This is a genomic window from Pseudomonas sp. 1912-s, assembly GCF_029269205.1.
In the GTDB taxonomy this organism is placed as follows: Bacteria; Pseudomonadota; Gammaproteobacteria; order Pseudomonadales; family Pseudomonadaceae; genus Aquipseudomonas.
In genome coordinates this window covers 20,350-33,170 of the sequence record NZ_JARIXR010000004.1, presented here as the reverse complement: position 1 = coordinate 33,170, position 12,821 = coordinate 20,350, and the positions used below count along the sequence as shown (strand labels likewise).

Here is a 12,821-nt window from a genome sequence, read left to right as displayed (position 1 = left end):
AGGAACCAGTGGTCATGGACTGCAAGCTGGACCGGATTTTCTACGGCAACTTCATGGCGGTGCGTGACAGCCATGTGCCGATCGAGAAAAACAAGATCACCGGCTTCATCGGTCCTTCGGGCTGCGGCAAGAGTACGGTGCTGCGCAGCCTCAACCGCATGAACGACCTGGTGAAGGGCTTTCGCTTCGAGGGCCACGTGCATTTCCTCGGGCAGGACGTGTATGGCAAGGGTGTAGACCCGGTGGTCGTCCGCCGCTACATCGGCATGGTGTTCCAGCAGCCAAACCCGTTTTCGATGAGCATCTTCGACAACGTCGCCTTCGGCCTGCGCCTCAACCGCTACAAGGGCGACCTGGGCGACCGCGTCAAGCACGCCTTGCAAGGCGCCGCGCTGTGGGACGAGGTCAAGGACAAGCTCAAGGTCAGCGGCCTGTCGCTCTCCGGTGGCCAGCAGCAGCGGCTGTGTATTGCCCGCGCCATTGCCACCGAGCCGGAAGTGTTGCTGCTGGATGAGCCCTGTTCCGCACTCGACCCGATCGCGACCCGCCGGGTCGAAGAGCTGATGATCGAGTTGAAGAAGGACTACACGATCGCCCTGGTGACCCACAACATGCAGCAGGCCATTCGTGTGGCTGACACCACCGCGTTTTTCTCGGTGGACATCTCCCAGGGCACGCGCACCGGGTACCTGGTTGAAATGGGCCCGACCACCCAGATCTTCGGCAGCCCGCGTGAACAAATGACCGAGGATTACATCAGCGGCAAGTTCAGCTGACCGGCCCCTTTACCGTTTCCCAGGATTGCCAATGTCTGCTCCACGTCGCCTTGATTTGCCTGCGATTGAACGCGCACTGCGTGAGGTACAGCGCCGCTTTGCCGAGCTCAGCCGGCACTTTACCGAGCCGCGCGACCCCTTTACCGACGAAGTGCTGCTCAACGTGCTTGAGGGCTATGCGCTGATTGACGATTATGTCGCACGGGGTGTCGACCTGTTTGACCTTCAGCACCTGGACCTGATGCTGGAGATCAATGCCACCGTGCTCTGCGGCACGGATCCGGCACGTCGCCAGGAGTACAGTCATCACCTGGAGGCGACCGAGCAGCACTTTTTCAACAACGTTGAAGGCGGCATCAAGGACTTGTACAACTGGTACTGCGCGTATCGCAGTGAATCCGTCTGGAAGCGCGCAGCCGGTGTCTATGTACGAATCCTCAGCAAGCCGCAATTGTTCATCGAAGGCAACAACCGCAGCGGGTCGCTGATCGTCAGCTATTTGCTCATGCGCGCAGGTTTGCCGCCGTTCGTGTTGACGCTTGAAAATGCCGAGGGCTACTTCAATCCCTCGTCGGTGATCCGCAACTCTGCCAAACATGGAGTCAAGGCGTTGTATGAATTGCCCAAGATCAAGAAAAAATACGCCGCCTTCCTGGAGGAACAGGCTCCTGATCCCGAGGTGTTTTTCTTGAGCGACGTACCGCAGACCCTCTACCAGGGAGGCCATTAATGAGCGGGCATCCAACGCTTGCCAGCAAATGCCGGACCTCCGGCAGGAGCGTCTTGCAAGCCGTCCGGCAGGCCATGCCCATGCGTGTGTTCAAGCGCCCGCGCATCCGTATCTCCTTTGACATCGATGACACGCTGGCCTGCCAACTCCATCATTCTGCCGTCGAGCCAAGCTGGCTGCCGGACTGTGTTCACCGCTGGCTGGGTGAGCCGTTGCGTATTGGCACACGTTCCCTGACCCGCGAGCTGCGCCGCCAGGGCTGCAGTATCTGGGTCTACACATCGTCCGGCAGAGAGCCTTCCTACATCAGGCGCTGGTTGATGCTCTACGGCATTCGCGTCGACGGGGTGGTTAACAGTGTGCTGCATAACCGCGCCCTGACGGTGCGCGGGCTGTCGAACACGCCCTCGAAATTCCCGCCGGCCTTTGATATCGACTTGCATGTCGATGATTCCGAGGGCGTGCAGCTTGAAGGTCATGATCACGGCTTTCGTGTGGTGGTCGTGAACCCGCAGGATGAGCACTGGGCGCAGAGGGTCCTGGATGCGGTCGCTGTAGTCCAGGCCCAACTGGCTGGTCAGCAACGCCTCAGACGTCCCCAGGCCGCACCACAGCGCTCGGAAGTGCTTTCTCCGGCTGCCTGAAAACACATCTTGTCGGCAGCAGGAATCTGGGGCCGGTTGACCCTGACTGAGGGTGGGCCCGGCCTGGTGCCGGGCGTGAGCGGGTTGATTTCGTTGCGGCTGTTAATCGCCACTTCCCATGTTATTGCCGGCGACGATGTCCGTCTGAACGACCGGGTTCGGCTTCGCCTCAGGCCTGGATTCTACAAACGTTGCCTTTACCCTTTTAGAGACGAGCATGTAAGGAATCCATAGGGTGGCGGACACTAATCCCCGCATAAATTCTTTTACGGTGTTGACGTCGAATGTGGGTTGACCAGGCATGATAAGTGAGACAAACCAGGCGTCCAAAGGGATGAAAATAACGGCGGCGGTGAGTGTGGCTATATAAATTTTTGGGAATAGGTAGTGCTTTGAGAAAAACAGATAAGCCAGATACAGATACGTCAAGGTCAGCAGGGAGTTGAAGACCGCTTCAAAAATCAACAGGGCGCCCCAGAACGGGTTGTAAAACGTTGTTCCAGGGGTCGTGACGCTGTCAAATGTGCCGTTTGTGAAAATAGAGTAGTACAACGGGATGAAGAGATAGGCCAGGCGGAAAACGCTAAAGATCAAGCCGATTCCAACTAATATCAGCCAGCCACTCAATCCCTTTAAATCTGTATTGTTTTGCATGTTCATTCCGTAAACAGTTGAGTTACTGACGAGGGGGAGACCACCTGCGGCGCACGATTCTTCGCGCGGAAGATGACGTTCGTTTAGCTTCCAGCAAATGGAGTGGGTGATAAGTCGGCATACTATATCGGATTGACCCGGCATGCCCATCGAGCAATACCTGCCTCCCGCACCAGCCCGGTGCGCCGCACCATCTAAACGCGTACACAGCGTCATCTGCACGCGAATGCCCGGTCCTCATCGCCTCTGCACCCGCCGCTCGCTGATCCAGGCGAATCAAAGAATGAATCAGGCCAATCGAATTTGGGTGGCAGGCGGCTGAGCACATGCCACCTGCGCCAAAACACGCGCCGCGAATACTGGTTCATTTGAATCACTCGATTTTTTTCTGGCACAGCTGTTGCAATTTCACCTGCATCTTCCGCAGTCATTCGTGGTTATGCCGATGGACCGTGATCGTCTTTGCGCACATCTGAAACAGCAGTTCGACACCTTCCCCCGACAGGAACGCGCTGCCGCCAGTTTTATTCTGGATAACCCGCACGAGGTCGCAGTGATGTCCATGCGGGATCTGTCGCGCCTGGCCAATGTGCCGCCTTCGACCATGACCCGCCTGGCCAAACGAGTGGGCATGGCCGGGTATGACGAGCTGCGCGAAGTGTTCATCGATTCATTGCGTGGGCATAACAGCGCCTATGGTTCCCGGGCCCATGATCTGGTGGAACTCAAGCAACGTGTCGGCGCGCACCGGGTGATTGAGGACATGGCCAACAACGCCATCGAACAGATCCAGTTGATGTGCAGCCAGGACAATCTCGAATCGATTTCCCGCGCGGTGGCTCTGCTGGCGGGTGCCCGCCAGGTCTATTGCCTGGGCATGCGCTCATCGTTCGGCGTGGCGTTTCAGTTTTCTCACGTGGCCTCGTATTTCGCGAAGAACGTGCGCCTGGTTGAAGGGGCCGGCGAAAGCGGCGTGATGTCGATCATCAACCAGACCAGCCCGAAGGATGTGGCGCTGGTGTGCAGTTTGCCGCGCTATTCACGGCGCCTGATCACCTTGACCAATTACCTGCACCAGCAGGGCGTGCGCGTCATCGCCATCACCGACAGCGTCACATCGCCCACCGCCCGGTTGGCGGCGGCAACCATCATCGTGAAAAACCAGACACCGTCCTTCTACGACACCATCGTGCCGGCCATGTTGGTCAGCGAAATCCTCGTGGCGTTGATGTCGGCCAGCTCCAGCCAGAACACCGAAGCCTCGGTCACCCACACCGAAGAACAACTGCTGAGCCTCGGCGAGTGGTGGGACCTGGGGTGAACGGTCGTCCGCCTCAACCGCAGCTGTTTTCGAACCCTGAGCCGTTTAACCCTTGGAGCATCCGCATGAACGTGAACCCGCACCAGCCATTTAAGACAACCCTGATCGTGACCGCCCTCTGCGCACTGTTTTCCAGCCCGTTCGTGCAGGCTGGCGACGCGCTGAATCACATTCTGCAAAGCAAGGAACTGCGTGTTGCGGTGCCGGTGGACTATCCACCTTACGGTTATGTAGGCCCCGACATGATGCCCCAGGGCCTGGATATCGACGTCGCCAACCTGATGGCGAACAAGCTGGGGGTGAAGCTTGAGCTGGTGCCTGTCACCGCGCCTAACCGGGTGGCCTACATCCAGTCGGGCAAGGCCGATTTCACCATCTCGTCGCTGGGCAAGACCCCGGAGCGAGAGAAGGTGATCGACTACAGCATTGCCTACTCGCCGTTCTTCGACGCGGTGTTCGGTGCCGCTGGATTACCGGTCAAGTCCCTGGCCGACATGGCGGGCAAATCGGTGTCGGTTACCCGGGGCTCGATGCAGGACCGCGAGCTGACCGACACCGCACCACTGGCTGTGGCCAAGCGGTTCGAGGACAACAACAGCACCATTTCCGCGTTCATGTCGGGCCAGACCCAAATGGTCGCCATCGGCACCACGGTCGCGGCCTCCCTCAAGCAGAAAAACCCGAACCTGGACATCGCGCTCAAGGTAGTGCTGTCCAACTCGCCGAACTACATCGGCATGAACAAGGATCAGCCTGAGCTGCGGACCAAGGTCAACGAGATCATTCGGGCGGCGAAGGCCGACGGGACACTCGACGCGATTTCGCAGAAATGGCTGGGAGCCCCGGCCGGTGAGCTTCCAGAGTAACCATGAGCGACTTGACCCCAACCCTCGTTGCGCTATCGCGCTGGAGCTCGACCGTGCGCCTGGAGCAAATTCCGCTGGCGGTGCAGCACGCGGCCAAGCGCTGCCTGATAGATACGCTCGGCGTCATGCTGGCGGGCAGTCACAGTGACGTCGCCAACCAGGCGCGAACCATCAGCCTCGCCGTCAGCGCCGCCGGGCATTCAGCGTTGCCGGGGCATGCCCAATGCCTCAGCGCGCCGGCAGCGGCCTTCGTCAACGCGACGGCCGGGCACGCGCTGGATTTCGACGATAACTGCTACCCGGGCGTGGTCCATGGCTCGGTGGTGATCATGCCGGCGGCCCTGGCCGTGACGCAGATGCGTGACCTGGATGGCGCAGCCTTGCTGACGGCGTTTGTGGTGGGGGCCGAGTGTGAGTACGCACTGGCCGGGGCATTGACGGGGCAGCTCTATGAGCGCCGCTGGTGGACCACCGGGTTGCTCGGCGTCGTGGGCGCCTGCGCGGCGGCGTGCCACGCCCTCGGCCTTGACGCTGAACGCACGGCTTCAGCGCTGGGGATTGCACTCTCCAGCACGGCGGCCACGAAGGCCTGCTTTGGCACCGACGCCAAGGCTCTGATGGCCGGGCGCACCAGCGAGGCGGGCGTGATCGCGGCGTTGCTGGCGGAGCAGGGCAGTCGAGGGCCGGTGGATATCGTCGAACATGCCAATGGCCTGGCGGCGATGTTCAACGCGGGCGTACTCAAGGCGTTGCCTCTGCCGGGGGCACACTGGAACCTGCTCGATCCGGGCGTCGACATCAAGCGCATCCCGCTTTGCCTGTCATCCCATGCGGCCGTGGATGCCTTAAAGGACCTGCTCGGGAGCGGCGCGGTCGCGCTCCCCGACATCGCCGAAATCATCTGCGACGTCCCGCCCATTGTGATCCAGAACCTGACTCACGACTCGCCCACCCAGCGCCAGCAAGCGCAATTCAGCATGCCGTTCGCCATGGCCGGCACCTGCCTGTTGGGGGACATCACCCTCGCGGCGCTGACGCCGGAAATCATCAATCGCCCGGACATGCAGCGCCTGATGCAACGAGTGAGCATGCACAGCAGCGAACGCTGGAGCACCGAGCGGCTGGATCAGGCCCCGGAAGGCGCATGGGTCAAGGTTGTGCGCACTGACGGCGGCAGCGTCGAAGGGTTTTGCGCACGGCCCCTGGGCTCGGCGGTCAACCCGCTGTCCCGGGCCCGACTGCACGACAAGTTCATGGCCTGCGCCACACCGGGAATGCCCGCCGCTCAGGCACAGGCACTGCTTGAACATCTGGAACAGCTGGAGCGTATCCCAAGGGTTCGCCGCCTCCTGCCTTACTCACATGCGGTGGAGCAGACCGACTCATGACACTGGATTTTTCCGTGGTACTGACGCAATGGCCGTTGTTGCTGAACGGGTTGCTGTTGACGGTATGCCTCACGCTGTTGTCGGCGGTTTTTGGTACCGCGCTCGGCATCGCCTGCGGGCTGGTGCGCAGCAAAGGGCCCGGGTGGGCGCGCTGGACAGTGGGGCTGTACGTCGAGCTGATCCGCAATACCCCGTTCATCATTCAGTTGTTCTTCATCTTCTTCGGGCTGCCGGCCCTGGGGCTGAAAATGACCGCGCTGACCGCCGCGATCCTGGCCAACGTGATCAACCTGGCGGCCTATGTCAGCGAGATTGCCCGCTCGGGAATCGAGGCCACGCCGGATGGGCAGATCGAGGCGGCCCAAAGCCTGGCGCTGGACCGCTGGCAGATCTTCTCCCGGGTGATCCTGCCGCCGGCGCTCAAGCGCGTGTGGCCGGCGCTGGTGGGCCAGATGGTAATCATCATGCTCGGCTCGGCCGTGTGCAGCCAGATCTCCACCGAAGAGCTGACCTACGCCGCCAACCAGATCGCCAGCAACTCATTCCGTAATTTCGAAACCTACATCGTGGTCGCGGGCCTGTACCTGCTGCTGGCCATCGCCCTGCGCCGCCTGCTGAACTGGGTCGGTCCGCGCTTTATCTTCGGCCGCTGAGGGAAAACCCATGTTCGAATTCTCTGCCTGGGATATCGCCCGCAACCTGTTGTTGGCCATGCGCTGGACCATTGGCCTGTCGCTGATCGCGTTTATCGGCGGCGGGCTGGTGGGCGCGCTGCTGGTGGTCATGCGCCTGACCGGCAACCGCCTGGTGCGCGGGCTGGTGATGCTGTACGTGCAGCTGTTCCAGGGCACGCCGCTGCTGTTGCAGTTGTTCCTGGTGTATTTCGGCCTCGCCATGTTCGGGGTAAGAACCACGCCGTTGGTGGCCGCGTCGGTGTGCCTGACCCTGTACGCCAGCGCCTACCTCACCGAGATCTGGCGGGGCAGCGTCGAGTCTGTGCACCTCGGCCAGTGGGAGGCCTCCGCCAGCCTGGCACTGAGCTTCAGCGAACAGATGCGCCACGTGATTCTGCCCCAGGCGATGCGCGCCGGCATCGCACCCACCGTCGGCTTCATGGTGCAGGTAGTCAAGGCCACGGCGCTGACCTCGGTCATCGGGTTCGTCGAAATGACCCGCGCCGGGCAGATCATCACCAATGCCACGTTCCAACCCTTCCTCATCTATGGCTCGGTCGCGCTGATGTACTTCGCGCTGTGCTTTCCGCTGTCGTGGTACAGCCGCGTACTTGAACAGAAACTTCGCCGATAGGGGCTTGCCGATATGAATCCCTCCCACACCCATGACCCCAGGGCCGATTTTGCCCTGGTGGATATCCGCGGCCTGCGCAAACGCTTTGGCAACAACGAAGTGCTCAAGGGCGTCGACCTGCAGATCGCCCGCAAGGAAGTGGTCTGCATCATCGGCAAGAGCGGTTCGGGCAAGAGCACGCTGCTGCGCTGCCTGAACGGGCTTGAAGCCTTCCAGGAAGGCAGCGTTGTGGTCGATGGCCAGCCGATCCGCCACGACGACCGCCAGGCCATGCGCGAACTGCGCCAGAACGTCGGGATGATCTTCCAGGGGTTCAACCTGTTCCCGCACCTGAGTGCCGGTCAGAACGTGATGCTCGCCCCGCGCCTGGTGCAAAAAGCCTCCCGTGCGGGCGCCGAACAACAGGCGCGCAAATTACTCGACCGCGTAGGGCTGGGCGAGCGTTTTGATGCCTTCCCCGACCAGCTTTCCGGCGGCCAGCAACAGCGCGTTGCGATCGCCCGCTCCCTGGCGATGAACCCTCATGTCTTGCTCTGCGACGAGATCACCTCAGCCCTGGACCCCGAGCTGGTGGGCGAGGTGCTGAGCGTCGTCGAAGGGCTGGCCAGGGAGGGCATGACGCTGATCATGGTCACCCACGAAATGGCCTTTGCACGCTGGGTCAGCGACCGGGTGATTTTCATGCATCAAGGCCTGGTGCATGAGGCCGGCGACCCCGAGACCCTGTTCACCACCCCGAAGACTGCTGAGTTGCGACGTTTCCTGTCCATGGAAGTGTGATCGCCCAGCCCGTCATTTCACGCATTCATCCTGCCTTCCCACTGCCCGTCCAGGAGACACCCATGGATTTCCCATTGACCGTACCGCCGTCGAAAAAACACCAGAGCTTTCTGTGGTCACCCATCTGCACCGACCTCGACCAGCTCGACGCTCACGTCGCGATTATCGGCATGCCTTTCGGCAAGGCTTATGTGGCCGAGCACATCACCAATGATCAAAGCCGCGCACCGGACGCGATTCGCGCCATGAGCGACCGCATCTGCCGTGCGCTGCACCATTACGACTTCGACGTGGGTGGCCCGATCTACGACAACCGTGCGTTGAAGGTCGTCGACTGCGGCAACGTGCCCGCCGACCCGAGCGACCTCAGCAGCCATGGCGCGCGGGCCGAGCAGGCGGTACGCAAGATCCTCGACGCAGGCGCCATGCCGATCGTGCTGGGGGGCGATCACAGCATCCCGATCCCGATTCTGCGCGCCTATGAGGGCCGCGGGCCGATCACCCTGATCCACATCGACGCGCACCTCGATTGGCGAGATGAAATCAACGGCGTGCGCGATGGCCTGTCCAGCCCGATCCGCCGCGCCTCGGAGATGGAGCACGTTGGCGAAATCTTCCAGATCGGCCTGCGGGCCCAGGGCAGCGGCCGGCAGACGGATTTCCAGGCGGCGGTGGACTATGGCGCCCACCTGATCACTGCCTATGAGGTGCATGACAACGGCATGCAGTCGGTGCTCGACCGGATTCCCGACAATGGCAACTATTACCTGACCATTGATGCCGACGGCCTCGACCCGTCGATCATGCCGGGTGTTGCCGGCCCGGCGCTGGGGGGCGTCACCTACGTGCAGATGCGCAAGCTGATTCATGGCCTGGTCAACAAGGGCAAGGTCGTGGGCATGGACATTGTCGAAATCACCCCGACGACCGACGTCAACAACATCAGTTGCATCACCGCCGGCCGGCTGATCGTGAACCTGATTGGCGCCGCCGTGCGCGCGGATTATTTCGACGCACCACCGCTGTAATTACACGCCGTTTCCAGATCTGGAAACGGCGTTTCCCGATTATTATTCTTGTCGATAAAGCCAGGTCAATCATGCCCACTCATACGCGTATACGGATGTTCAACACCAAGGACACTTACCCCAACCAGTCGCTGGACAACGACCTCTGCCAGGCCGTGCGCGCCGGCAATACGGTGTACGTCAGGGGCCAGTTGGGCACCGACTTCGACGGCAACCTGATCGGCCTGGGCGATGCCCGGGCGCAGGCCGAGCAGGCGATGAAAAACGTCAAGCAACTGCTGGAGGAAGCCGGCAGCCAACTGCAGGATATTGTGAAAATCACCATTTACCTGATCGACCCGCGCTATCGGGAAGAGGTGTACCAGGTCGTCGGTCAATGGCTCAAGGGCGTGTACCCGATCTCCACCGGGCTGGTGGTGTCTGCCTTGGGCCAGCCGCAATGGTTGATGGAAATCGACGTGATTGCGGTGATTCCCGGTTGAGCAGAGACATGGCCGGCGACTTTCCGGATAATCACCGCCAGCCCGGGCATTACCGCGGTTAACGCGTTAAAGTATTGCGCTAAAGCGCCGATGAACCAGGATCTATAGCGGAATTGGATATTTGAGATGATCACTAACGTCAGCAGTCTCGCTTCAGTCCCCACCAGCCCAACCCCAGCCGGCGTTAGCGACAGCTCCAAGACGGATGACCCTGGCGCCTTGAGCGTAAGCCCGGGCGCAGAGGCCAAGAGTGCGCCGGCTGCAGGTGGCGGCCAGGCGGCATCGACGTCCCAGGAGTCCGACACCGTCAAGGAACTGAAAAAGCAAATTGCGGAGCTGCAAAAGCAGCTTCAAGAGCAGCAGCAAAACATGCAGAAGGCTCAGGCCAGCAATCAAAGCGCCGACGCCAAAGCTGCAGCCGTGGCAGCCGCCCAGACGCAGATTGCCGCCACGGCAGCAGCGTTGCAGTCGGCGTCCTCGGCGTTGTTGCAAGCCGTCACTGCCGAAGGTGGAAGCAGTACCGGTTCAATCGTCAGTACCACTGCCTGAGACGCAGCATAGCGTCGGCTGATTAGCCTCACTTAGTACACCAGAACGTCAACGGAACTGCGTTTATGAAATACAGCTGGATCGCACTTGTCTTACTGCTTTGTGCCTGCACAAGCGGGCCCAACCACCAGGAACAAAGGGCAGAGCAGCGCTTATGGGAATATCAGTTGCTCACCCACCTCAACCGGTTCAAGTCCTACCCTGAAGAAGCTCGCCTGCAAGGGCTGACCGGTCTGGTCAGAGTGGCCTTTGTCGTCGACGCCAAAGGCAACCTGATACGCCACAAAATCGTCAGCCATACCGGCTCGGATGTGTTCGTGGGGGCAGTGGAGGCATTTATTCCGGCGGCATCGCCAGTGCCTGCGCCTCCACCCTCAATGCTGCTCAAAGGTGAAATTGAAGTGGTGGCCCCGTTTGTATTCTGCCTTGAGCAGACATGCAGCGGTATGGCGCCACGCAGCTCCAGCAATAACGTCATCGCTCGCTAGGGGCAAATCCCGGGCAAAGAAAAGCCCGCGATGGGGAGCGCGGGCTTAAAGGTTTTCACCAGGAGCTGAGGTGACCATAGGCGCCCGACTGTGAAAGAGTTGTGAAAGGGCGCCAACTGCACTCATTTCAGTAAGCGCCCGCAGCCGCCTTTGCACCGCTGACGATGGCGATCCCGGAACTGCTGCCCAAGCGGGTGGCGCCGGCTTCGATCATCGCCTGGGCCGTCGCCAGGTCGCGCACGCCGCCTGAAGCCTTCACGCCGATCTGCCCACCCACCAYGCTGCGCATCAGGCGCACATCCGCCAACGTCGCGCCGCCATGGCCAAAGCCGGTGGAGGTCTTGACGAATGCCACGTTCAGCTCGCGGCAGACGGTGCAGGCGTCGGTCTTCTGTTGGTCATCAAGCAACCCGGTTTCGAGGATGACTTTCAGCGGCACCGCGCCGCAGGCCGCCAGTACCTGGGCAATATCGTCGCGAACCTGATCCAGCAGGCCGTCCTTCAGCCAGCCGATGTTCAGCACCATGTCGATCTCGCCGGCACCGGCCTCGATCGCAAGCTTTGCTTCATACGCCTTGGCTGCACTCAAGCCCGCACCCAGCGGGAAACCCACCACCGCGCACACCAGCGGGGCGGCATTGCGCAGGCATTCAGCGGCCAGCGGCACGTTGGCACTGTTGACGCACACGGACTTGAAGCCATGCTCGCGAGCCTCGTCGCACAGTTGGCGAATGCTCGCCTGGGAGGCATCGGCGGCCAGCAGGGTGTGGTCGATATAGGCCGCGAGCGGCAACGGATCAGTCGGCATGGCAAGTGTCCTGTCAGGATGAGGTGCTGGGAAAAGCCGGTTTGTGTTAAGTTGGATGCATTAAATGTGAAATAAATAACATTGTAAATGGAATTTGTGACTGCCCTGATCAAGGGCGCGCATTCAACGAGGGCTGGAACGCAGTGGATTCAAAGAAAAGCGAAAGATTTCGGGCCATGCACAAGGCCTTGCAGGGCGAGTCGGCGGTTCACCTGCGGGACATGGCCGCATTGCTGGGTGTATCGGAGATGACCTTGCGCCGCGACCTGGCAGACAGCCCGCAGGGCCTGCGTTTGCTGGGCGGTCACGTGACCCGCAGCGGGCCGCCGGAGCCTGATTACCAAGTGGCCGAACAGGATCAGCGCCACGTCGCCGAGAAGCGTCAGATCGGCGCACTGGCCGCCAGCCTGGTACGGCCCGGCGACACGGTGTTTATTGATTGCGGCACCACCACGCCGTTCATAATCGAGGCGTTGCCGGATGACCTGGAGTTCACCGCACTGTGCAATTCCCTCAACGTATTGCTCAAGCTCCAGCAAAAGCCCCACTGCACCATCATCCTCTGCGGCGGCACCTTTCACCGGCGCAACATGGTGTTCGAAAGCCATGCCGAAGCGGGCATCCTGGACGGTATCCGCGTGGCCTGGGCCTTTATTTCCGCGGCGGGCGTGAGCGCGGCCCACGGCGTGACCTGCTACAACCTCAATGAAGTGGAGGTCAAGCGCCGGGTCATGGCGCGGGCACAAACCTGCGTGCTGGTGGCCGACCACAGCAAGTTCGACGAGGTACGTGCCGCGCACTTTGCCGAGCTGTCGGACTTCCAGCGGGTGGTCAGCGACCCCGGCCTTCAGGCGGCACAGCAGCAGGTGATCAAGGACAGCGGGGCGATCCTGTTGATCTGATTCAAATAGTATTGTGATTTTTATTTCATTTGTTTGGAATTTAACAAATTAGCCTTGACACCCTCGGGAGCAAGGCATAGTTTTTCAAATGTGATCG

General features: G+C 60.9%; 16 protein-coding genes. 14 read left to right on the top strand and 2 right to left on the bottom strand.

Annotated features, from left to right (window positions below; all coding sequences use genetic code 11):
• The first annotated feature begins 14 nt into the window (after nucleotides 1-14).
• The 3 genes from pstB to P3C29_RS06580 are packed head-to-tail and all read left to right on the top strand — an operon-like array spanning nucleotide 15 to nucleotide 2,150.
• On the top strand, nucleotides 15-776 hold the full coding sequence (gene pstB, locus P3C29_RS06590) for a phosphate ABC transporter ATP-binding protein PstB (protein ID WP_010171496.1): 762 nt from the start codon (nucleotides 15-17) through the stop codon (nucleotides 774-776).
• A gap of 31 nt (nucleotides 777-807) precedes the next feature.
• Nucleotides 808-1,506 carry a hypothetical protein gene (locus P3C29_RS06585; RefSeq protein ID WP_275964135.1) on the top strand — a complete coding sequence of 233 codons (699 nt, stop codon included), beginning with the start codon at nucleotides 808-810 and terminating at the stop codon, nucleotides 1,504-1,506.
• Complete coding sequence (locus P3C29_RS06580; protein WP_275964134.1) at nucleotides 1,506-2,150, top strand: hypothetical protein; 645 nt, start codon at nucleotides 1,506-1,508, stop codon at nucleotides 2,148-2,150. Before P3C29_RS06585 ends, P3C29_RS06580 begins: the two co-directional genes overlap by 1 nt.
• 102 nt (nucleotides 2,151-2,252) lie before the next feature.
• On the opposite strand, the gene P3C29_RS06575 is transcribed toward P3C29_RS06580, so the two are convergent.
• Entirely contained in the window at nucleotides 2,253-2,804 is a 552-nt protein-coding gene (locus P3C29_RS06575; RefSeq protein WP_275964132.1) for a DUF2569 domain-containing protein, read from the bottom strand.
• 445 nt (nucleotides 2,805-3,249) lie between these two features.
• On the opposite strand from P3C29_RS06575, the gene P3C29_RS06570 reads away from it, so the two are divergent.
• From P3C29_RS06570 to P3C29_RS06525, 10 genes are all read left to right on the top strand, one after another.
• On the top strand, nucleotides 3,250-4,125 hold the full coding sequence (locus P3C29_RS06570; protein ID WP_275964131.1) for a MurR/RpiR family transcriptional regulator: 876 nt from the start codon (nucleotides 3,250-3,252) through the stop codon (nucleotides 4,123-4,125).
• A 65-nt stretch (nucleotides 4,126-4,190) separates the two neighbouring features.
• Nucleotides 4,191-4,991 (top strand): transporter substrate-binding domain-containing protein, encoded by an 801-nt coding sequence (locus P3C29_RS06565; RefSeq protein WP_201124323.1) that lies wholly within the window; start codon nucleotides 4,191-4,193, stop codon nucleotides 4,989-4,991.
• 2 nt (nucleotides 4,992-4,993) lie between these two features.
• On the top strand, nucleotides 4,994-6,379 hold the full coding sequence (locus P3C29_RS06560; RefSeq protein ID WP_275964130.1) for an MmgE/PrpD family protein: 1,386 nt from the start codon (nucleotides 4,994-4,996) through the stop codon (nucleotides 6,377-6,379).
• Complete coding sequence (locus P3C29_RS06555; protein WP_078742485.1) at nucleotides 6,376-7,032, top strand: amino acid ABC transporter permease; 657 nt, start codon at nucleotides 6,376-6,378, stop codon at nucleotides 7,030-7,032. Before P3C29_RS06560 ends, P3C29_RS06555 begins: the two co-directional genes overlap by 4 nt.
• A 10-nt stretch (nucleotides 7,033-7,042) precedes the next feature.
• Entirely contained in the window at nucleotides 7,043-7,687 is a 645-nt protein-coding gene (locus P3C29_RS06550) for an amino acid ABC transporter permease (RefSeq protein ID WP_201124321.1), read from the top strand.
• 12 nt (nucleotides 7,688-7,699) lie between these two features.
• Entirely contained in the window at nucleotides 7,700-8,467 is a 768-nt protein-coding gene (locus P3C29_RS06545) for an amino acid ABC transporter ATP-binding protein (protein WP_275964129.1), read from the top strand.
• A gap of 62 nt (nucleotides 8,468-8,529) precedes the next feature.
• Nucleotides 8,530-9,495, top strand: a complete 966-nt coding sequence (locus P3C29_RS06540; protein WP_275964127.1) for an agmatinase — start codon at nucleotides 8,530-8,532, stop codon at nucleotides 9,493-9,495.
• Between the two features lie 71 nt (nucleotides 9,496-9,566).
• Entirely contained in the window at nucleotides 9,567-9,977 is a 411-nt protein-coding gene (locus P3C29_RS06535) for a RidA family protein (RefSeq protein ID WP_201124319.1), read from the top strand.
• A gap of 126 nt (nucleotides 9,978-10,103) precedes the next feature.
• The gene (locus P3C29_RS06530; protein ID WP_201124318.1) at nucleotides 10,104-10,526 is read left to right on the top strand and encodes a hypothetical protein; all 423 of its coding nucleotides are present in this window, start codon (nucleotides 10,104-10,106) and stop codon (nucleotides 10,524-10,526) included.
• A 65-nt stretch (nucleotides 10,527-10,591) separates the two neighbouring features.
• A complete protein-coding gene (locus P3C29_RS06525) occupies nucleotides 10,592-11,014 on the top strand; it encodes a TonB family protein (RefSeq protein ID WP_169388635.1) in 423 nt (140 codons plus the stop codon).
• A gap of 127 nt (nucleotides 11,015-11,141) precedes the next feature.
• Here the strand turns inward: P3C29_RS06525 and deoC are convergent, their stop codons facing one another.
• Nucleotides 11,142-11,822, bottom strand: coding sequence for a deoxyribose-phosphate aldolase (deoC, locus tag P3C29_RS06520; RefSeq protein ID WP_275964126.1), 681 nt, complete (start codon nucleotides 11,820-11,822; stop codon nucleotides 11,142-11,144).
• Between the two features lie 143 nt (nucleotides 11,823-11,965).
• Between deoC and deoR the strand changes: the two genes are divergently transcribed.
• Nucleotides 11,966-12,724, top strand: coding sequence for a DNA-binding transcriptional repressor DeoR (gene deoR, locus P3C29_RS06515; protein ID WP_201124316.1), 759 nt, complete (start codon nucleotides 11,966-11,968; stop codon nucleotides 12,722-12,724).
• Nucleotides 12,725-12,821: the final 97 nt, after the last annotated feature.